General features: G+C 53.1%; 21 protein-coding genes and 1 pseudogene. 18 read left to right on the top strand and 4 right to left on the bottom strand.

Features of this window, described 5'->3' with window-relative positions:
* The first annotated feature begins 75 nt into the window (after positions 1-75).
* From N0M98_RS26605 to N0M98_RS26565, 9 genes and pseudogenes are all read left to right on the top strand, one after another.
* Positions 76-1,899: a cache domain-containing sensor histidine kinase gene (locus N0M98_RS26605; RefSeq protein WP_259619641.1), complete on the top strand. Its 1,824-nt coding sequence runs from the start codon at positions 76-78 to the stop codon at positions 1,897-1,899.
* Positions 1,896-3,446, top strand: coding sequence for a response regulator transcription factor (locus N0M98_RS26600; protein WP_259619640.1), 1,551 nt, complete (start codon positions 1,896-1,898; stop codon positions 3,444-3,446). The genes N0M98_RS26605 and N0M98_RS26600 overlap by 4 nt, the downstream gene beginning before the upstream one ends.
* A 191-nt stretch (positions 3,447-3,637) precedes the next feature.
* Positions 3,638-4,984 carry an ABC transporter substrate-binding protein gene (locus N0M98_RS26595; RefSeq protein ID WP_249861396.1) on the top strand — a complete coding sequence of 449 codons (1,347 nt, stop codon included), beginning with the start codon at positions 3,638-3,640 and terminating at the stop codon, positions 4,982-4,984.
* Between the two features lie 52 nt (positions 4,985-5,036).
* A complete protein-coding gene (locus N0M98_RS26590; protein ID WP_259619639.1) occupies positions 5,037-5,468 on the top strand; it encodes a nucleoside 2-deoxyribosyltransferase in 432 nt (143 codons plus the stop codon).
* A 34-nt stretch (positions 5,469-5,502) separates the two neighbouring features.
* Positions 5,503-5,919, top strand: a complete 417-nt coding sequence (locus N0M98_RS26585; protein WP_259619638.1) for an NUDIX hydrolase — start codon at positions 5,503-5,505, stop codon at positions 5,917-5,919.
* Between the two features lie 141 nt (positions 5,920-6,060).
* Positions 6,061-7,068: an aldose 1-epimerase gene (locus tag N0M98_RS26580; protein WP_259619637.1), complete on the top strand. Its 1,008-nt coding sequence runs from the start codon at positions 6,061-6,063 to the stop codon at positions 7,066-7,068.
* Positions 7,069-7,183: 115 nt separating this feature from the next.
* Positions 7,184-8,155, top strand: coding sequence for a Gfo/Idh/MocA family protein (locus tag N0M98_RS26575; protein ID WP_259619636.1), 972 nt, complete (start codon positions 7,184-7,186; stop codon positions 8,153-8,155).
* Positions 8,156-8,373: 218 nt separating this feature from the next.
* A complete protein-coding gene (locus tag N0M98_RS26570; RefSeq protein ID WP_259619635.1) occupies positions 8,374-9,768 on the top strand; it encodes an MATE family efflux transporter in 1,395 nt (464 codons plus the stop codon).
* A 109-nt stretch (positions 9,769-9,877) separates the two neighbouring features.
* Positions 9,878-10,063, top strand: a pseudogene (locus N0M98_RS26565) (carbohydrate ABC transporter permease); the annotation flags it as partial.
* 36 nt (positions 10,064-10,099) lie between these two features.
* Here the strand turns inward: N0M98_RS26565 and N0M98_RS26560 are convergent.
* Entirely contained in the window at positions 10,100-11,503 is a 1,404-nt protein-coding gene (locus N0M98_RS26560; protein WP_259619634.1) for an MFS transporter, read from the bottom strand.
* Positions 11,504-11,676: 173 nt separating this feature from the next.
* Here N0M98_RS26560 and N0M98_RS26555 point away from each other — a divergent pair, with 173 nt between their 5' ends.
* Positions 11,677-12,003: an ArsR/SmtB family transcription factor gene (locus N0M98_RS26555; RefSeq protein ID WP_259619633.1), complete on the top strand. Its 327-nt coding sequence runs from the start codon at positions 11,677-11,679 to the stop codon at positions 12,001-12,003.
* 658 nt (positions 12,004-12,661) lie between these two features.
* Here N0M98_RS26555 and N0M98_RS26550 read toward each other — a convergent pair.
* Entirely contained in the window at positions 12,662-13,519 is an 858-nt protein-coding gene (locus N0M98_RS26550; RefSeq protein WP_259619632.1) for a LysR family transcriptional regulator, read from the bottom strand.
* A gap of 169 nt (positions 13,520-13,688) precedes the next feature.
* Here N0M98_RS26550 and N0M98_RS26545 point away from each other — a divergent pair, with 169 nt between their 5' ends.
* A complete protein-coding gene (locus N0M98_RS26545; RefSeq protein WP_259619631.1) occupies positions 13,689-14,882 on the top strand; it encodes a YbfB/YjiJ family MFS transporter in 1,194 nt (397 codons plus the stop codon).
* The gene (locus N0M98_RS26540; RefSeq protein WP_259619630.1) at positions 14,863-15,066 is read left to right on the top strand and encodes a 2-hydroxymuconate tautomerase family protein; all 204 of its coding nucleotides are present in this window, start codon (positions 14,863-14,865) and stop codon (positions 15,064-15,066) included. Before N0M98_RS26545 ends, N0M98_RS26540 begins: the two co-directional genes overlap by 20 nt.
* A 202-nt stretch (positions 15,067-15,268) precedes the next feature.
* Here N0M98_RS26540 and N0M98_RS26535 read toward each other — a convergent pair whose 3' ends face one another.
* Both N0M98_RS26535 and N0M98_RS26530 read right to left on the bottom strand, forming a co-directional pair.
* Positions 15,269-16,165 carry a YitT family protein gene (locus N0M98_RS26535; protein ID WP_375295555.1) on the bottom strand — a complete coding sequence of 299 codons (897 nt, stop codon included), beginning with the start codon at positions 16,163-16,165 and terminating at the stop codon, positions 15,269-15,271.
* A gap of 31 nt (positions 16,166-16,196) precedes the next feature.
* The gene (locus tag N0M98_RS26530; RefSeq protein ID WP_249861406.1) at positions 16,197-16,574 is read right to left on the bottom strand and encodes a hypothetical protein; all 378 of its coding nucleotides are present in this window, start codon (positions 16,572-16,574) and stop codon (positions 16,197-16,199) included.
* A 182-nt stretch (positions 16,575-16,756) separates the two neighbouring features.
* Here N0M98_RS26530 and N0M98_RS26525 point away from each other — a divergent pair, with 182 nt between their 5' ends.
* From N0M98_RS26525 to N0M98_RS26500, 6 genes are all read left to right on the top strand, one after another.
* Entirely contained in the window at positions 16,757-18,085 is a 1,329-nt protein-coding gene (locus N0M98_RS26525) for a sensor histidine kinase (protein ID WP_259619629.1), read from the top strand.
* A gap of 9 nt (positions 18,086-18,094) precedes the next feature.
* Positions 18,095-18,724 (top strand): response regulator transcription factor, encoded by a 630-nt coding sequence (locus tag N0M98_RS26520; protein WP_249861408.1) that lies wholly within the window; start codon positions 18,095-18,097, stop codon positions 18,722-18,724.
* A 652-nt stretch (positions 18,725-19,376) separates the two neighbouring features.
* Positions 19,377-19,505 (top strand): hypothetical protein, encoded by a 129-nt coding sequence (locus N0M98_RS26515; RefSeq protein ID WP_259619628.1) that lies wholly within the window; start codon positions 19,377-19,379, stop codon positions 19,503-19,505.
* 127 nt (positions 19,506-19,632) lie between these two features.
* Entirely contained in the window at positions 19,633-20,544 is a 912-nt protein-coding gene (locus N0M98_RS26510; RefSeq protein ID WP_259619627.1) for a hypothetical protein, read from the top strand.
* Entirely contained in the window at positions 20,522-20,785 is a 264-nt protein-coding gene (locus N0M98_RS26505) for a PqqD family protein (protein ID WP_249861411.1), read from the top strand. The genes N0M98_RS26510 and N0M98_RS26505 overlap by 23 nt, the downstream gene beginning before the upstream one ends.
* Positions 20,786-20,795: 10 nt before the next feature.
* Positions 20,796-21,239, top strand: a complete 444-nt coding sequence (locus tag N0M98_RS26500) for a S24/S26 family peptidase (RefSeq protein WP_259619626.1) — start codon at positions 20,796-20,798, stop codon at positions 21,237-21,239.
* Positions 21,240-21,254: the final 15 nt, after the last annotated feature.

Raw genomic sequence — 21,254 nt, 5'->3', positions numbered from 1 at the left:
AATTTAATTTTATTATGGCGATATGACCGCGGAAGATTTATGATGGAACAAAATACATGATTAACGGGTGGTTGGATGCGGGGGATCGGAAAGGCAAATTTCAAGTTAACCTATAAAAATAAGCTGATTATTATTTTTGTGCTAGTCGCTTTTTTGCCGTCCTTTTTGATGCAGTACGTCACTTATATGAATTCGACGCAGGCGATGAAAGCGAAAATCAACGAGCAGGTTAACTACAATTTGATTCAAACGAATAAAAGTCTCGATGCGGTCTTAACCGAGTATGAAGATACTTTGTATCAATTGATCATTAACGACGATGTCGTCAAATCGACCCCTAAGCTGCTTCACGGCTCCGACTTCGATCAGCTCGTCGCCTCGGATGTGCTGCAGCAGATATTCGCCGGTTATTCGAATTCCAAGAAAGGTATACGAAGGATTACTTATTTCGACAACAACGGGAATGTGCTGGTATCTTATGATAAAACGACGGGTTCCTCATGGAGTCAGGAGAGGGACGGAACACCGTTTCTGCTCATTATGAAGCTGAACGACATGCGGCAGAATCCACTGATTACCGTCACAGAGAAAGCGAAAACGGACGGCGGCGAAGCATACTATATATTCCATATCGCCCGCAAGCTGTTCGGCATCTCGTCGGGGCAGCTGGAGAGAATGGGATATATCGTCATGGATCTTGACGAGTCGGTACTTTCAGAAGCGTGCACCGTGTCGCTGCCGAATGCTCCGACGAGTGGAATCAGCAGCGCTAACTTTCTCATGGACGCTTCTGGTAACCTTATCTCGTTCCCGGAGAAGGAAAAGATCGGAGCGAGCTTCTTCAGTCTTTTGGACGCCGAACATTCGGACGTGTCTCCTCTCCCCGAGCAGGCCGCGGTGATGGGACAGCCTTCCATCATGAATTATTATCCGAACGAGAAAACCGGATGGACGATTGTAAACGTTACCAGCGAAGCGAAGATGTTCTCGGAAATGTACGCCATGCAGAAAATTACGATTTGGACGGGGCTCGCCATGCTCTCGGTTTCGATTTTGCTGATTGTCTATTTCTCGGGACTGCTTACGAAGTCGATACGGACCATCGTCAGCGCGATGCAGCAGACCGAGCACGGCAACCTGAACGTGAAGCTGGACGATACCAGCGGAGATGAAATGTCGATCATCGCTTCCAGCTACAATAAGATGATGGCGACGATCAACGAGCTGATGGAGCGAACGAAGCAAGCCGTGCAGAAACAGAAGGAGTCGGATATCCGATCATTGGAGGCCCAGATTAATCCGCATTTTTTATACAATACGCTGGATTCGATCAATTGGATGGCGATTGAGAAAGAAGAGCATGAGATTAGCCGGATGCTGAAGGGGCTCGCGCTCATTCTCCGTTACAGCGTGAGCAGCAGCAATCAGATGGTGCCGCTGGCGCGGGAGCTCGAATGGCTGGAGCAATATTTGTTTTTGCAAAAAACTCGCTTCAGCGATTCGTTTCAATATTATGTACATATGCAGCCGGGACTGCAGCAGGCTCCGATGTACAAGCTGCTGCTTCAGCCGTTTGTTGAAAATTCGATTTTGCACGGGTTTGCAGGAAGGAAGAGCGGCTCGGAGCTGCATATTCGTTTTTGGACGGAGGATGAGAGCTCGTTATGCGTGGAAATCGAAGATAACGGCTGCGGTATGGATGAGGCCGTCGTGAGAAGCATACTGCTCGCCGAAGCGCGGGATGCCGCCGAAGCGTCCTCCGGAATCGGCATACGGAATGTGATAGAGAGATTGCAGCTATATTACGGGGAACGGGCGCATTGCCGTATCGAAAGTGTCCGGGGCCGGGGAACGAGGGTGAACTTGATCATGCCGCTGTGCCGGGAGGGGAATTCATGAGAATTGTCGTTGTGGAGGATGAAGAGAAAATTCGCAAGGGCATCGTTCGGCTGATCCATAAATTGAGCGAACAGTACCGGGTTGTCGGAGAATGCGAGAATGGTCTGGAAGGCATAGCATCCATTAAGCGGTTGAATCCGGATTTGGTGATAACGGACATTCGAATGCCCCTTATGGGCGGGATGGACATGCTGGAGACGCTTAAGGGGGAAGGGATCGCGCCGCGAACGATCATTTTAAGCGGCTATTCCGAGTTCGAATTTGCCCGAAAAGCTCTGCAGCTCGGCGTTGTCGTCGAATATTTATTGAAACCGATTACGGCCGACGACTTCAAGCAGGTGCTGCTTCATATGGAAGCCGATTTGGCTAACCGCCGCGCGGATGACATGAAGGCAGCCGGGGCGGATGAGGATGGCGGGCAGTGGTTCAGAAGGTATTGTCTGCAACCGGATATGGAGCCGGATCAGGCGCCGGAGCGCGTCAAGCAGCGGCTCGCAATGAACGGGCCTTCGGCGCGTTACCTTGCATCCGTCTACACCGGCCAAGCCGGCGGGGAGCAGGCGGAGGAAGCAAGAAGAACGCTGCAAACCGCTCTGGAGCTGGATGACAGGGTCAACGACTTCCTGTTGGCCGGGATTCCGGAGCTGTGCGAATTGAATCTTGCGCTGACGATGAAATCCGCGGCTCCTTGCATGAGCAGCCTGTGGGAGCATCTGCTTGCCAAGCTGCGCGCTCTGCCGCTGAACGATGCGATCTTGACCTGGGAGCAGCTTGCTCCCAGCGATGACTTAAGAGAGCGGCTGCGCGAATTGAGAGGCTTGCGCAAATGGTCTCTGCTTGCGGGCGGCGAAGCCGCTCTCAATCAACATAAGGCGGCTGGCGTTGCCGGCAGAGGGCCGCTGCCGTATCCGGCGGAATGGGAGCCGAAGATCAAGGAAGCGGTACTTAGCCGCGACCGGACGGGAATGAAGCGGGAAACGGAGCTGTTTGCGGAGCACTGCATGAGAGAGGCTGCCGATCCGCAGCAGGTGCTTGACGCCTGTATCCGGTTTCTATCCGCGATGCAGTATATGGCGGGAGTCATCCTCGGCGATGCCAGCACGGCGAAGGAGTGGGGAGATCTCTATCATCGGCTGTCGCTCGCGCAGACGCCCCGTGAGCTGAGAGAGGCGCTGCTGGATGCCGCCGATCGGACCGCCGAAGGCTTCGCGTCGGTTCCCGTGTCGCACAGCCTTGTGATCAATAAAGCGGTGAAGCGGATTCAGGAACGGTACCAGACCGGAATTACGCTTGAGGAGCTGGCCGGCTCATTCGGCATTACGCCGGAATATTTGAGCTCTTTGTTCCAGAAGGAGCTGGGCGTTTCATTCACGGCCTGCGTCAAAAATATGAGAATCCGCAAAGCGAAGGAGCTGCTCGCCGGAAACCGGCTCAAAGCGTTCGAGGTGGCGCAGCGGGTCGGATATTCGGACGCCAAATATTTTTCCCGCGTATTTAAAGAAGCGACGGGGCTTACGCCGGGGGAGTTTCAGCGGCTGCACCGGTAACCGACTTCGGCAGGTTTTCTCGGAATCCGCCGGGCGGGTCAATTGACTTTAAACCAGTCCACCTTTCTTAAAAAATTAGAATTATCAATCCTCCGGCTAACGATTATGATAATCTTGTTTCTTCGGGCAGCGGCAGGCGCGGCAGTGCGGAGACGACTTTTTACTTCATTTCGGGAGGATGGGTGCTTTTAATGAAAAATATTATAAAACCATCGTGTTTGATCGGTTCCATGCTTTTTATTTTGGCCGGATGCTATGGCGGGACGGGCGCGGATCTGCCTGGGGCCGCCCAGGAGGCTAAGCCTTCGCAAGCGGACGCGGCGCCGCCGGACAATGAATTATTCATTTTCACGGCATGGCCCGCCTATTTCGTTAAGGAGGAAAATTTCGAGCGGCAGGTCGGCCAATTTATAAAAAAGAAATTTCCGGATATTAAAGTCAAGCATGTAGCCTGGGATAATCCCGGCCGGAGATACGAGGATCTGATTGCAGCAGGCACGATACCGGATATCGTCTTTGACGAAGTCCGCCGCAACACGTACAGACAGGTACGAAGGTTCAAAATGGAATATGATATGACCGATCTGATCAAAAAGTATAATTTCGACACGAGCAAGCTGAATCCGGCGGACATGCAGCATTCGATTAATACGTCGGACGGCAAGCTGTACTCCCTCCCCTTCAACTCGAACGAATATGTGCTTATTTATAATAAAGATATTTTTGACAAGTTCGGCGCCGATTACCCTCAAGACGGCATGACATGGGACGAAGCCTATGAAATGGCCAAGAAGCTGACCCGGCAGGAAGGGGACATCACTTACAAAGGCTTCCAAATGAATCCCGCCCATTATTTGCGGTTCAATCAGCTATCGGAGCCGGGGCTTGATCCGAGCGAGAACAAGGCATCCATGGTATCGGGCAAATGGACGAGCATTGTCGATAATATTCGGCGCTTCTACGATATCCCGGGCAATCAGCTGGTCAAGACGAATGAATTCACCAAAGGACGCGTCGCGATGATCGTCGATTCCATGGAAAATGTAACGAGAATTGTGAACGAGAACCCCAAGATCAATTTCGACGTTTCTTCAGTCCCGGTGTTCCCGGAAGCCCCGAAGTCCAAGTTCCAGCCTAATACTAACGGCATGTTTATAACGAAGCAATCGGACAAAAAGGATTTGGCGTTCCAGGTCATCGCTTATTTGCTGTCTCCCGAGGTGCAGATTGAGATGTCCAAGCAAGGGGTCATGTCTCCGCTGATGGACCCTGCCGTGCAGCAAGCGTACGGAAGCTCCATTCCGGAATGGAGGGGCAAGCACGTCGAATCGTTGTTTGCCTTGAACAGCGCGAAGCCGCCTCTGCGCAAGCCGGGCCTGACGTTTATTAACGAAAATACGGACATGGTGTGGAATCTGATCGCCACGGAATCCAAAGACAGCCAGACAGCGCTCAGAATGACGAACGAATCGATGAATAAAGCGATCGAGGAGACGATCAAAATTCAGAAGGAAGGCGGCATCAGCGATTACGAATAAGTTTAGCCTTCGCAAACGAAGCCGAACGGGTTATTATCGAAGAGAGTGTACGATGAGAAATCTGTCCTTTATTAAATACATATTGTTGGCGGTGAAAGGTATGAAATTTTATGCGGCATCCAGCTTTCGGAATATCGACGCGGTCAGAACCGTTACCAAAGGGCTGAAGGAAAAAGGCTGGAGCTTGACTTACGATTGGACGCAAGGCTTCAAAGATGCGACGATAGAGCAGTTCAAAGAAATCGGTCAACAAGAAAAGCAAGCCGTTATGGATGCGGATTGCTTGATCATTATGCTGCCCGCCGGCAAAGGAAGTCATATTGAAATGGGGATTGCGCTGGGAGCGGGCAAAAAGGTGTATCTATATGCTCCGAACGGCGAAACGGTGAATCTGGAGACGACGAGCACGTTCTACCATTTGGATGAAGTTGGAGTATTCACCGGAACGGTAGACGAGCTTATCGAAGGGATTTGCCGCGCATGATCATGCCGCGTAAATATAAGGAGGAGATCCGGTCATGCAAGGGTATAACGTCATTATGATCTACAATAAAGATATGGACCGGCTGCTTATGTGCAAACGCTTGAAGGAGCCGTATCTAGGTCTAAGCAATCTGGTCGGCGGCAAAATTGAACCCGGGGAGCCGGGGCCGGAGGCGGCTTACAGAGAGCTGCGGGAAGAAACCGGAATTTCCGCGGAGGATGTGCGCTTACGTCATCTGATGGATTTTACCTATTATTTGCAGGATTGCTATGTCGAGGTGTATGTCGGTAAATTGAAGCGAGACGTCATCGTCTCCGGAGACGAAAACGAGTTATATTGGTCTGATTTGGAGCGGGACTTTTTCGATATGGCGCTCTATGCGGGAGAAGGCAATATCGGACACATGATCGAGCAGGTGAAGCTGAGCAGAGAGATTCTGTTTAGCGACTGAACGCCGCGCCGAAAGCAAGCGTCTCAAGAGGAGAAAGATCTATGCGCAAAAAACGTTTTTGCGCTCCGCGGCGATTTGTTGGATAATGGAAGGGACTAGCTAATGCTTACGACATTCTATTGCTCAAGGGGGCTATTTACAATGAGCCAGGCTTCCATTCAAAGGGTGCATTTCGACGACGCGCCCGCCATTCAAATCGATGCGGGAGGTTACCGCGCGGTCATCGCGCACAGCGTGGGCAGCAATATGGTTGAGCTGAGCCGGCCAGGGGACGGGCTGAGCTTTCTCCGCACGCCGGAGAACGGAGAGACGCTGCGCCAGAAGAGCCAGCGCTACGGACTGCCGCCGCTGTTTCCGCCGAACCGGATTATCGACGGCAAGTTTGCGACGCCGTACCGCCGTTACGAGCTGCCGCTGAACAGCTCCGACGGGGCGCATTTTATGCATGGCATATTGCATAAACGGCCTTGGCAGATTCATTCTGCCGGCATTTTGGAAAATGGGGCGGCCGAGGTCGTCTTCTTGATGGAGATGGGCCAAGACGGTGAAATGTTTTCCTATTTTCCGCATGAATTTACATACGAGCTTGCTTATACGTTGTCCGAGAAGGGACTGCACCAGCAGGTGCGAATTACGAATCAAAGCGGCGAGCCGATGCCGTTCGGCGTCGGATTTCATACTGCGCTGCGGGTACCGTTTCACGAAGAAGGCCGGGAGGAGGATTATCGCCTGGCGATCTCCGTAGCGGAGCAGTGGGAGGTAACGCCGCTGTTCGTATCGACGGGCAAGCTGCTGCCTCTGAGCGAAAGCGACCGGGCGCTGCGCGGAGAAGGCATACGGCCGACGGGAACTCCGTATGCGAATCATTTTACCGGCGGGCCGATGGAACGCGGCGGCAAGCCGTTCTATGGGGCGGCCTTGACGGATACGCGCCGCAACATCAGCCTCGTCTACGAAGTCGATCCGAAATACGGCCATTGGACCGTATGGAACGACGACGGGCTCAGCGGCTTCGTATGTCCGGAGCCTCAGACCTGGGCGAACAACGCGCCGAATGTGGATGCGCCGGAATCGCTCACGGGCTTTCAACTGCTTGCGCCAGGCCAGAGTTGGCATGCATGGACGCGGATGTACGCAGAGTTCAACTAATCCGGCAGCAAGCCTTGAGGGAGCCGTCAATTCGATTATGCTCCCGGCGGCCGGGGGGTTTTAGCGATCGATCGGTAAGTGATGCCAAAAAGATCTTTCATGGAGGGATGAAACGTTGTCACTGAATGTCGGATTTGTCGGTACCGGAGGCTTTACGAGATTTCACTGCAATTTGCTGGCCAAAATGGACGATGTTAACATCCAAGCTTTTTGCGCGACGAGTCTGGATAAGGCGGAGCGGGCGGCCGCCGAATGGAACGGGGCTCAAGGGTATGACAGCATTCATGCGATGCTGGACGGGACGAAGCTGGACGCGGTATATATCTGCGTGCCGCCGATGGCTCATGGGGAAGCCGAACGGGCGCTGATCGAGCGCGGCATTCCGTTCTTCGTCGAGAAGCCGGTCGGTATCGACCTCGTCCTGCCTTCCGCGCTGCTCGAAAGCGTTCAGGCGAAGAAGCTGGTCACTTCGGTCGGGTATCACTTCCGCTATATGGATTCCACGCAGCGGGCTCTCTCCATGTTAGGAGAGCGGACGATCGGGATGGGGCTCGGCTATTGGATGGGCGGCATGCCGCGCGTGCCGTGGTGGCGCAAGCAGGACGGCTCCGGAGGACAATTCATCGAGCAGACGACGCATATCGTCGATTTGATGCGTTACACGATGGGCGAAGCGGTTGAAGTGTATGCGGCCTACGGCAGCCGGGTGATGCACCTCGTCGAAGAAGGAGTAACGACGCCGGATGTCGGCACGGTGACGATCAAGCTGGCGAGCGGCGCGGTGGCGACGCTGTCGAATACGTGCATCCTGCCCGGGGGCGGCCGAATCGGATTGCATCTGTATACCGATCAAGGCGTGATGGAGCTGACGAACGAATCGCTGAAGGATACGGGCAAATCGACCGTATTCGAATACCGCAACCAAACCAATCCGTACGTACGCGCGCACGAAGCGTTCCTGCATGCGGTCCGGACGGGAGATACCTCCGGTATTCTTTCGCCGTACGAGGATGCGGTCAAGACGCAGGCGATTGCGGTCGCCGCGCTTCGCTCGGCTCAAGCAGGAGCGCCGATTCGGTTGGCATAGTGAATAAATAGAGCGACGGGCAGCCTGTACGGGCTGCTCTTTTTGTCGTCATTTAATCGCCATTCGGCCAATGGTTAAGCGTTTAAGCAAAAGTAAGCGCACTCAATTTGAAACTTTTGTAAAATCGCAAAATGAGTCTTTTCACGGGAAAGGAACTGTGCTACGATACCTGAGTTTAGAGTCGGAGCAACGGTACTTTTAGCGAAAAGGTGGGCAACATGGAATCCATTCACGGACAACAAGAGCAAGGCAAACGGCCGGAGCAGTTCAATCTGTTTTTTCTCACTTGGCCGATCTTTCTGGAAGTTTTTTTGTTTATGCTTATGGGCATCGCCGATACGTTCATGCTGAGCGCCATATCGGATAATGCGGTCTCGGGCGTCGGAGCGGCGAATCAATATTTGTTTATCGCGATTTTGATTCTTGAAGTGATCGGCAACGGGGCGTCGATCGTCGTATCGCAATATATCGGCTCGCGCAAATATATTGAAGCGGCCCGAATTTCCGCGCACGCGGTAACGCTCAACCTGCTTATCGGACTTGTGATCAGCGCTTGCTTCGTCTTGTTCAGCGGCAGGCTGCTGGAGACGTTGAATCTGTCCGGCGAAATTCTCTCCTTCGCCCGCAGCTATTTGTATATTGTCGGCGGCGGCATCTTCCTGCAGGCGATCATCAATTCGCTTGCGGCGATCATCCGCGTGCACGGCTTCACCAAGGCGGCGATGCTCGTGTCGTTAGGGATGAATGTCGTTCACATTGCAGGCAACTATACGCTGATCTTCGGCCATTTCGGCTTTCCGGAGCTGGGGGTTCAAGGGGCGGCGATCTCTTCGGTAGGCAGCCGGGCGGTTGCGCTGCTCGTCTTCTTGTGGCTGCTGTACCGCGTCACCGAGGTGCGGATCGAGGTCAAATATTATTTTAACCTGAGTAAGGAATATATCGGCAAAATATTGAAGATCGGCATTCCGTCGGCGCTGGAGCAGGTTATGTACCATATTTGCCAGACGATCTTCCTGTTCTATGCGACGTTCCTCGGAGCGGAGGCGCTGGCGGCCAGACAGTACGCCGCTAACATCTCGATGTTCATCTACTTGTTCGCCATTGCGATCGGCATGGGAACGGCGATTATTGTCGGCAGACTGGTCGGCGGCAACCGGCAGGATGAAGCTTATCTGCGCGTATTGAAAAGCGTGAAATGGGCCAGCGCCGCGACGCTGCTGATGGTGGCGGTCGTTATCACGCTGCGCAAGCAGCTGATGGGCATTTTCACGGTAGACCCGGAAATTATCCGGCTCGGCGCCAATGTGCTGCTGCTGAGTATCCTGCTTGAAACCGGGCGGACGATGAACATCGTGCTCATCAACTCGCTGCGCGCCGCCGGCGACGCCAAATACCCGCTGTGGGTCGGCATGTTTACGATGGTCGGGATGAGCTTGTCGCTGGGCTATTTGTTCGTCTTCAAGCTGGACATGGGCCTTGCCGGCATTTGGCTGGCGATCGCATCGGATGAATGGGCCCGCGCGGTCATTATGTATTTCCGGTGGAAGAGCCGGGCCTGGGAAAAGCACGGTCTGGTCAAGGCGGAGTTCAAAGAGCAATCGGTCGGAGCGTAAATGCGGGGCACGAAGAGAGAGGAGCGCCGCTCCTCAAGCGGGATGCGCCTGCGGTTAAGAACCTTCCGTTCCACTTTTGTGGGACGGGAGGTTCTTTGGCATATGCGGAATTATCGTAGTTCAATCTCCGGAGAAGCGGACGATCCCGCTGCTGATCTCCAACCTGGGCTCCAGCTATTCCCCGGATTTCGGCGTCATCATGACGGCCATCGTCATTTCGACGCTGCCGACGGCGTTTGTGTTTTTCCTGATGCAAAAGCAATTTGTCGCGGGCATGGTCGGCTCGGTGAAATAAAGATGCTCAAGCTTCATTGGGTCCAGAGGCGTTCGTTTATTCGCTGTCCGCAGGCACCTTCATCTTCATTTGCGGGCGTCCCTTCTCGGCGCGGTACAGCAAGGAGCAGAGGATGGCAATCGCTCCGACGATCGTCATGCCCCAGAAAATGTTGGCGTACGCATGAGGAAGCGGGAGATTCCGCTGCATCGTAAGCGATGTGCCGGTAACGGCGACGCTGAAGGCCCCGCTGAAAAACTGCAGCAACTGGAACAATCCCATGCCTGCACCGATATATTCTTTGAGCACTATGCGCGAAATTTCGTTGGATACGCTTGTCGTGAGCGCCGAGAAGCTGATGCTGAGCAGCATGTAGCTGGCGACGATGGCAAAGACGGAATGCACTGCGAATAAAGCGAACAGTCCGGCAGCGGCGGCCAGAGGCCATGGAGCGTAACGGAACAGCGCGCTGTTGCCGAAGCGGTCGATCATTTTGCCGATCCAGTTCGAGGCGAGCATCGACAGGACGGCTCCGGGGAACAGCACAAGCCCCGATTGCCCCGGAGACATGGCGTACAGATGCGCCAGCACTTGCGGAAGCAGGAATAGCGTGACGAAGCTGCTCATATAAGCCATGATGCCGAGCGCGCTTAAGTTCAAATACGATTTGTTGCCGAACAGTGCAGGCTGGACGAAAGGATTGGCCGTGCGTTTAATCCGCTGCCAGAACAGGATGAGGGCGAGCAGCCCGGCGGCGAGCATAATCCAGGAGCGGCTGGTCAGAAACAGCAGCATCCCTGTCGTTCCGACGCCGATCAGGACGGCTCCGGCGATGTCGAAGGAGCCTCGCTGAGGCCGTTCCTTGGGCAGCAGCCGGTAAAACACGGGCACAAGCAGCAGCGTGGCGGCGGTGACGAGGAACAGATCGTTCCAGCCCAAATACTGGGTGATGGAACCGCCGATTACGGGACCGAGGCCGAGGCCGAGCGAGCTGGCCGACATGACCGTCGCCATTGCTTTGCCCCGGCGCGTCAGCGGAATGTAGCGGGTTAGCAGGACGATGCCGAGGGCCGGAACCGAAGCCGCGCCGGACGCTTGAATCAGCCTGGCGATTAGCAGCGGGATGAAATGATGGCTGAAGAAGCCAAGCAGCGAAGCGAAGCCCAGCGACAAGAGCCCGATCATGAACAGCTTGCGGATCGGCACGAAATCCGACAAGCGGGAATACGTGATGGAGGAGATCGCGAAGACGATCGAATACCCTGTCACGATCCACGAAGCCGCAATCGCCGATAAGCCGAAGTCTTGGGTAATCTGCGGCAGGGCGAGATTGAACATCATCGTGTTCATCACGACGAGAATGACGGTGAAGCCGAGCAGCGGAATGATCAGCCGCTCTTTGAAGGCGCCGCCGGCGGCGGTCTCCGCCGATGGATCATGGATTGCGGACGGTTGGTTCATGAGGTTAAGCCTCCTTTAGTGGCATCATGCCGCTCCTCAGCATGCTGTGTCCGAAGGGCATGAGGGATAGTTTGTCATTTAGTTCGATTGTTATCGAACAATAGAAATATAGCACGGGTTGTGGTATAATTCAACAGGTAAAGTGTAAATTTCCGGAAAAGGGGGCGATGTAATTGAAAATTTTATATCATCCCGCCGCGGAGGAAATACAACTCGGTTCCGTCCTCTACGCGCTAAGCGACCCGACCCGGCTCTGTCTTGTGCATACCATTGCGAAGCAAGGGGAGCAGTCCTGCAGCACGTTTGAAGTGCCGATAGCCAAATCGACCTTGTCTCATCATATTCGTACGCTCAGGGAAGCGGGAATCGTCCGCGTCCGGATTCAGGGAACGCAGCATTTTGTCTCGCTCCGGACGGAAGATCTGGAGGTCCGGTTTCCGAATTTGCTGAGTACGATTCTGCAAGCCGCGCAGAATCATACGATGACTGAAGAATTATAAGGCGCGGATCACTTATGGGAGCTCTATCGGCTGGAGACTACGGGGAGATCACAAGTAACTCCGTCGAACAGACTCTTAGAAGTCCGGGAAGAAGCAGCCATCGCCAAGCAAGAGCCATCTAGATAAGCGTGAGCGTTCGCCTTTGTTCCCGGTTTTCAACCCATTCAAGGACTAACCATTCGATAAATCCGGGGGATGAGAGCGAGCAGAAGATCGAATGGGTGCCGCAGCGGGCTTTTTCACCGCACTGGTAGAGCGCATGCTGCAAAACGAGGATTCATGCTGCTTCGCATCATCTTTTTTTCTATGGACAAACTAGGCTCTTCCCGTAAGTCGTATCTCGGGAGGGGCTTTTTGCCGTGCAAGATTAAGAAATGCGCGGATTGCGGGGATATCCGCTCACTTCAACGCTGAGGAAAGCTAACGGACGTCACAGCTGTAAATACGGTGCAATCCGCCGATTTCAAATCATAACGGACATGACAGCACCTATTGACCCGAATCTGCTGCCGAAATGCGACATTGGCGTCAAATAGCTGCAGCCATGTCCTTTAGAGATCCAAAAGTGCGATATTGGTGCTAATAACGGCAGCTAAGTCCGTAAGAGTTATCGTCAGGCTCATTGCTTCGAGAGCGAGCGGCTGGCACCGGACACGGGTTAACGAAACAACTCGATGAAGCGGAGCAGCGCCGCGGTCATCAGCGCATCCTTTCTGCGGATGAACACGGTATCGACCCGGGCGAACGGATAGCTGGCCGGATGAACCCGAAGCGTTCCGTCCGCGACCTGTCGTTCCACAACGGATAAGGGAAGCAGGCTGATGCCGAGACCTGCCCGCACGCAGCCGAGGATCGCTTCGAGCGAGCCGAACTCCATCATTTTGTCCGGATACACTCCTTCGTGGTGGAGCCATTGCTGCAGCTTGGCCCGATAGGAGCAGCCGGAGCGAAAGACGAGCAGCGTGCGATTGCGAAGCTCCTTCACCGAGCCGATCGGCGGATGAGCGGCGTCGGTGATGAGCGCGAGCTCCTCCTGGAGCACCGTTTCCTGCGCTAGCTCGGGGTGATCCACCGGACCGGCGACGAAGGCGCCGTCCAGCTCGTAGTGGAGCACGGAGTGCAGGTGCTGCTCGGTAGGGCCGGTCACTAGGGTTAAATCGACGCCGGGATACCGATGATGGTATTGGGCGAGCGCATCCGGCAGCCTGACGGCGGCGGTCGTCTCCATCGAGCCTATGCGGAGCGGGCCTGACGGCGTATCTTCGTCGCGCATCGCCTTGGAGGATTCCTCGATCAGCTGGAAAATCCGCTCGGTATAGTCAAGCAGCGTCCGTCCTTTGGCCGTGAGCGTGATGCCGCGGTTATGACGGTAAAACAAAGCCGTCTGAAAATGCTGCTCCAGCTGTTGAATTTTGGTCGTCACATTCGATTGGGCATAGTTCAGCTCCTGCGCCGCGCGGGTGATGCTGCCGGTTTGTGTGACGGTTTGAAATATTTTCAAAGCATGCAGGTCCATAGAGGCCGCCTCCTTAACAATGAATAACGATTTAAGTTAATCTGTCATCTGTTTTAGTGATGGGTGGAATCTTTATTATGTATTATACCAGATGACAAAGCATCGTATATGATTATAGGGAGAATGGCGGGCCGACGGCCTCGCCGGTGTAATCGGGGGGATGATGATCATGACAGGACAGCCGCGGCGGCAAGTGGCGGGCGGGATATGGGCATTGGCAATCGCGATGGGAGTCGGCCGCTTCGCTTACACGCCGATTTTGCCGCTGATGCAGCAGGAGCTTCATTTCTCCGACGCCTTCGCAGGCTATTTGGCTTCCAGCAACTATGCGGGCTATATGCTCGGAGCGCTGCTGGCTGGAGTGATTCCGTGGCACGGCAGACGGGCGCTCTATTATAGAATCGGCCTGACGGCAAGCGTGCTGACGACGGCAGCGATGGGGCTGACTCATTTGCCCTCTGTATGGTTTGCGCTGCGCTTCGCATCCGGGATCGTGAGCGCCTTCGTCTTCGTGCTTGCTTCCGCTATGGTGCTGGATGTGCTGGCAGCCAAAGGAAAGACGGCTTGGTCCGGCCTGTTTTACGGCGGTGTCGGCGCTGGCATTCTGGCCAGCGGTTTGCTCACTCCGCTGTTTGCCCGCTTGGGAAGCTGGCAAGGCGCATGGATCGGGCTCGGCTTGTTCAGCGCGGTCGGCGCCGTGTTCGCTTGGATGTGGGTTCAGGAGGGAGAGTCCGCAAGCGGCGCGGGCAGAACCGCATCGGATTCCGCCGCCGCGCCGCCCGCTCGCTGGCTGCCATGGCTGATCGCCTCGTACGGCCTGGAAGGGCTCGGCTACATCGTGACGGGCACGTTCATCGTCGCCATTGCGGACCAAATCCCCGGATTTGCCGGACATTCGATCTGGGTATGGGTGCTGGTCGGCGCCGCGGCCGCGCCTTCCTGCATCCTGTGGTCCTCGCTGGCCAAGAAGCTCGGCTTCGTGAGGACGCTGCTGTGGTCGATGCTGCTGCAGGCGGCGGGCATCGCGCTTCCGGCCTGGTGGAGCGCTCCGGGCGGCTTCGTGATCAGCGCCTTGTTATTCGGGGCTACCTTCATGGGCATCACTACGCTGGCCGCGACGCTGGGGAGGCAGATGAGCCCGAACCGCAGCAGCCGGGTCATCGGCATATTAACCGCCGTATACGGCACCGGTCAAATGCTCGGGCCTGCAGGAGCCGGCGCGTTGTTTTCGCTGACCGGCGATTACAACGGAGCGCTTCTCGGAGCGGCGGCCGTCGTCCTGGCGGGAGGCTGCCTGCTCTTAACCGGATTGCGATACGATAAACAAAGGAGAGATCGCGACAATGCCTTACGTCAACATTAAGATTACGAAGGAACACGTAACGCCGGAGAAAAAAGCGGAGCTAATCCGCGGAGTCACACAGCTGCTGGCGGATGTGATGGGGAAAAATCCGCAAACGACGGTCGTCGTCATCGACGAGGTCGATACCGATAATTGGGGAATCGGCGGAGAAACGGTCACGGTACGCAGGCAGCTTGGAAAATAAAGCTGGCCGATAGCGCTTTACTTTTCCATATTCCGGTGTATAATGATCGGCAAAGGATGGAAAATCCGAACTGGAAAGGGACGGTCGTCCGCTTCACGCGGCGATTCCGTTCCTTTTTTTGCGTTGTTCATACGCCGCGGCGCAGTCAGTGCAACGCCCCAAAAAAACAGCCCCGGGAATGAACCCGGAGCTGTCCTGCGCTTTAGTGGATGTCTTTTTTCTTGAAGCGGCCGCCCTTCACATCGTGAATGTTGCCGATCGCCAGGAAGGCGTTCGGATCGTGCTCGTCGACGATCGATTTCAGCTTCGCTTCCTCCAGGCGCGTAATGACGCTAAAGATAACTTTTTTGTTATCTCCGCTAAAGGCGCCTTCCCCGTTCAAATAGGTGACGCCGCGGCCTAGCCGGAACGTGATCGCCTGCCCGATCGTTTCCGAGTGATCACTGATGATCCATACCGATTTGGATTGATCCAAACCTTCAATCGTAATATCGATCATTTTAAAAGCGATGTAATAGGCAATCAGCGAGTACATCGCATGGTCCCAGCCGAAGACGAAGCCGGCGCTGCTAAGAATAAACAGGTTGAAAAACATCACGATTTCGCCGACCGAGAACGGCGTCTTTTTGCTGAACAGAATGGCGACAATCTCCGTCCCGTCGAGCGAGCCGCCCGAACGAATGACGAGGCCGACGCCGATCCCCAGAATGATGCCTCCGAATACGGCCGCGAGCAGCGGGTCCAGCGTGAACGGCTTGATCGAATGGAGCAGCGAGCTGCCCAGAGACATGATCAGAACCGAGAACAGCGTCGATAAGGCGAACGTTTTTCCGATTTGCTTGTAGCCGATCATCAGAAACGGCAGATTGAGCAGCACCAGGAAGATCCCTAACGGAATGTTGGACAAGTGCGATAAAATAATCGAAATACCTACAATGCCGCCGTCGATAATATGGTTCGGAACCAGAAATACTTCCAGACCTAACGAGAAGAACGCCGCGCCGAAGAACATAAAAAAGATGCGCTGCATAAATTTGGTGCGGGTTACTTTTTGATGCTGAGCTGTCGTTTGTTCATTCGAAACCGGAATATTAGTCATTGAAAATCCCCTCTTCTTACGCTTATTCTTCCTATCTTGCTGTCGGGAACGAATAAGCAAATGCCACGTAATCCGAGGTGTATTTCAACGGAGCAAGCACGACCTTCTTAAGAATTTTGGGTATTTTGGAATGTAAGAAAATGATATAAATCACCAGCAAAAGCAGATAACACGGATCGGGACGATGTTCTTGTTCGTGCCAAGGGATCGGGGGAGGGAGAGCGGGAACGGTAATTTTGAACGATTCGGGCGCAACCCGCATAAAGGCTGGAGTTTCGTTGAACGGACTCAGCACATTTTGTTCGAAGGTAACGTTCTGCGAGATGGGCGGAGTTAACGGGAACAGTACCAGGCCTACGACAAACCAGACCAGAACGACCCAGCGACGACTGCGATGAAAGCTTCCCATAGTTTCCCCTCCAATCCTTATTGATGTGATCCGCATAAGAGTCCATTTAAAATTGTAACAAAAAAAGCCCCGGTTCGTCATCTTTTTGTTGAGAACATGCCGGACGAACCTATACCTAGCCTTTACGGGCTAAGACATATATACTGTAGGTAACCATTGATTTCAGCTAAAGGCGGAAGGGCATGCTGTTCTATTTAACATTTTTGTTCATGTTTGTAAGCTTAACGACCCTTGGTATTTATTTAAGCATAAAGCATAGAAGGAACCGGCTTATCTTCTGGACGACTGCGATTATTTTTTGCACCGGGCTGGTCGGACCGCAGATTATTTTAGAGAAGCGGATCGTCCCCTCGCTGACTCATCATGGCAGCGCTTTTATGATCGATTCGATGAATCTTCTGACGGGAACCCTTAATTTTTTCATCAGTACATTTCCGTATTATGCGATCCTTGTCTTTTACCTCATTTACAATAACTATATGAGGAAGGACAAGTGGATGCTAGGCGCATTAAGCGTGCCGCTTTGGATGACTTTGCTGATTCAGACGGATCTGTCCGTAAATAAATTGAATACGGCGTTTATTTCCGCGTGGGGGCTTGTATACGTGCTGGCTGTTTGGTGGTTAGCGATTCGTCCCGTCGTCATGGAGAAAGATTCGCGGAAGCGCGCGCATCATATCGCGATAGCTTTGATGTTTTTGGTTCCTGTAACGATTTTAAATGTGTATCATTTTTCGTCCTCTGTGATGGGCGACCGGATCTTGATTTTCATCCCTTACCTATGTGTCGGAAGCATCCTGCTTCTTCTTATTTTATATCTTAGGGGAGCTTTTTTGGGGCTGCAGCGAAAGTCCATCCGGACGGTTCATGTCGGCACAGCAATCATTCATCATTCGTTGAAAAATTCGATCGGGAAAATTAAACTGAATGCACTCAACATCCGAAAGAGCCTGACCATGAAGCGCTATGAAGAGATAGAACCGATGGTAGACAATCTGTTAACGACCCATGAAGCCATGATGAAGACGATGGCCACTATTTCACGTGCGGTGAGCGACAAGACGGAATTACATAAAGAGAGGCATGACCTGGCCATCATCTTGGATGAAATTGTGGACATCTGTAAGGCCTTCTCGAATATTCGCGTGGACAAATGCTACAGGACTCTCATGCTGCCTGTGGATAGACAGCTCCTTTCGGAGTGTATACTCAATATATGCAACAATGCAATCGAAGCGATGGAGGGGGAAGGGACCCTTCGGATCAAGACTGAAAGCCGGAGAAGGAAGGTTCTGCTTTCTATCGGCGATACCGGCCCAGGCATGAACAGCGTGCAGCTGCACAATGTCTTCGAGCCCTTCTTCTCTACGAAGCATCGAACGAGGGAGCATTTCGGCTTGGGGATGTATCATGTCAAACGAGTTATGGAGGCGCATGGAGGCAAGGTGGAGATCAGAAGTGCGCCGGGCCAAGGAACTACGGTCATACTGACTTTAAGACAAACGGTTTAAGGTGGTGCTATGGATCGGATCAGGGCAATGTATGTCGAGGATGATCAAGAATGGAGAAGCGGGCTGCAGCAATTTTTGGCCGGGCATGAACAAATCGATTTGTTTTCCTGCGTGTCTACGATTCAAGAATGCTTCACGCTGCTTCGTAACGAACACGCCGATATTGTGATCATGGATATTATCTTGAATGATTCCAAGGCGTCGGGGCTGGACGCAGCGCTGGATATTACCGTTCAGTTTCCTTACGTCAAAGTCATTATGCTGAGCTCGCTGGATCAAGATGACGAGATTTTTAATGAAGCGTTTCTGAACGGGGCTTACGATTATGTGTATAAATACGATTTCGAGCAACTGCCCGAGGTCATTCTCCTTGCTTATCAAAACAAGTCGTCCAAATACGGCGATCGTCTCAGAAAGCTCGTCTATGAAAAAAAGCGAAGCATGCTCAGCGACGGGGACTGCAGCCTGTTACGGGCCATCCTGGACGGGAAAACGCAGTATCAAATTTCGGTGGAGCTTAGTGTCAGCCTGGCGGCCGTGAAAAAGCATGTCGGGAGAATCATGAAAAAATTTCGTTGGGAGAAGTCGAGCCTGGAATTAGCCGAGAAATGCAAAAAATGGGGCTTGCTTGACCCGTAAATGAAAACAACCGTGAAAAACTGCTCTTGGGCTCATCCCAATGAGCAGTTTTTTATTGTTTAGGAAATGAAGCGCAGCCATATCCTGTGGAAATCCGTGGGCACCCCCGAAAGGAATGTCTACCCATAGAACGATCCCAGAGGAATGGTTAGACGCCGATCCAGCTTAGGCTGGATGCGGACGGAATAAGCTTCAGAGCATCACGTCACTTTTGGGGGATTGGTTCCTGACCAAACGGGCGGCAGGTAGACATATAAGTGTCTACTTACTTTTTGTCTCCATTCGTGATTATAATTTTCGGTAAGGATAAATAGGTCAGAAGTAAAGGAGCCGAGTCATTTGTATACCTGGAATAAGAAGTCTGGACTAAGCAGGTTAGCGCTTCTATTTTTTTTCGCGGCGCTAACGTTCGTGCTATTTGCAGACGGGAAGGCGTGGGCCTCGGGCTTTGCCTCTGGGGCCGGTACGGAGGAGAATCCTTATGTCATCACAACGGCGAGTGAGCTTAACCTTGTTCGCAATGATTTGAAAGCGCACTATAGGCTGGGCAATGATATTGATCTGACCACGGAATACCCGGTCTGGAAACCCATTTAGCAGCGCAGGTGTCTTGCGGGCCAAATCCAGCGGACCGACGGAAACGGGGCAGTATATGATGAACAAGACAAAAGTGAATTCAGGCGAAACCTGGTACGCAAGAGCGTATCTGGTTTACAAGGATAGCGCAGGCGCCGAGACGGTCATCTACAGCCGAAGCGTAGTCTCGGGCACGATGCCGTAATCATGGAAAGAAGGGAGGTTTCGAAGTTGAAGAAGCAATATGAAAAGCCGCAAATAGAAATTGAAGAGTATGAACTTACCAACATCTGCTCCCTTTCGGGAGGACTAGGGGATGGGGAAGACTTTTAATGCAAGCCGTGAACAAAGTAACGATAGCGGATCTCCATATGGAATGCGGGATGATCGATACTTCCTTTTTTGATAAACGGTTGTCCGCATACAAAAATGACGCTTTTACAAATCGAGATATGTGGTTACAGACGGTTGCCTGCGACGAGGTGGAGGAACCGCCCGGCGAAATCATCGAGCAAGTGAAATCCGCTACCATCGTTCGTACAAGCGAACATCAATTATGCAGATATGTAAGGGATCAAGAGACGGGGAAGCTTGCGACGGCATTCTATTACAACCGGGATTATTCCGAGGTGCGGATTCACCTATGGAAAGGACGAAATCATCCGATATTTTCGTTGACCGATTGGGAATATATTTTTACGGGAGCTGCCTTCAGCAATCGGTTAACTCAGCTTGGGGGGGCCGTCCTGCACGGCTCATCCCTGGCGTTTGAGCATCAGGGGATTGTCTTTTCGGCGAATAGCGGCATCGGCAAGTCCACGCATACGAATCTTTGGAAGGAACGTTTTGGCGAGGACGTTGTGATCGTCAACGACGATAAGCCCGCGATTCGCTTTTATGAAGGAATCCCCTATATCTTCGGGACGCCATGGAGCGGGAAGACGGATCTGAACATGAATGTCCGGGTGCCCCTGAAGGCGGTTGTATTCATTCGGCGTTCCGAACGCAATAGGATAGAGCGGTTGAATGCCAGGGACAGTATCTTCGAATTAACCGCTCAAATCGAGAGGCCTTATTACGACAGCGGATTAGGCTTAAAGACGCTCGAAAGAATCGAGAATCTGGTCGCAACGGTTCCCGTCTACAGATTGCATTGCAATAGGAGTCAGGAGGCGGTTGAGGTCGTTTATGATGAAATTATAGCGAAGAGGGGTTTCAAATATGAAACTGGTAAACGGTTTTAGCATCCATACGATTGCTGACAGCCAAATCGTTGTGCCCGTAGGCGCCGCCACGATCAGCTTCAAAGGAATGATCACCCTAAACGATAGCGGGGCGTTTTTGTGGAAGCAGCTGGGGACGGACAAGACCGAAGCGGAGCTGCTTCAAGCGATGCAGGAAGAATACGAAATCGATGCTGCAACGGCGATAGCGGATATTCGCGAGTTTGTGGACAAGCTGCAGCTTGCTGGCTTGTTGGAGTAATCGTTCCGCTATGCACAGATCAAGCGCGAAGATCACTCCGGATCAGCTATCCGCCCTGCTTTTGCCGATGCTCGAACTAAATTGGAATGTAGCGATTCCCGTGACGGGAAACAGTATGTATCCGTTGTGGAAGCATGGGCGGGACGAGGTTGTGCTAACGAAATGCGATCCATGTGCTTTGAAAAAGGGAGATATTGTTCTGTACCGAAGATCGACGGGGCAGATGGTTCTGCATCGAATTGTCAAAGTAAGGCCGGATAGCTACGATATGTGCGGTGACGCCCAATCGCAGATTGAAAGCAAGCTGCCGCAAAAAAATGTTATGGCCGTCGTTACTTCCTTTACCCGCAAGGGCAGGGAATACAACTGCGGGCAGTTCAGGTATAGGGTATATGCGAGTGTATGGATGTGGATCTTGCGGCTTCGGCGGATTGGAACAATAAGAAGAATATGAAATGAGCGGAGGAAT

This window comes from Paenibacillus doosanensis (genome assembly GCF_025060755.1).
In the GTDB taxonomy this organism is placed as follows: Bacteria; Bacillota; Bacilli; order Paenibacillales; family NBRC-103111; genus Paenibacillus_S; species Paenibacillus_S doosanensis.
This window is presented reverse-complemented; position numbering and strand designations above follow the sequence as displayed.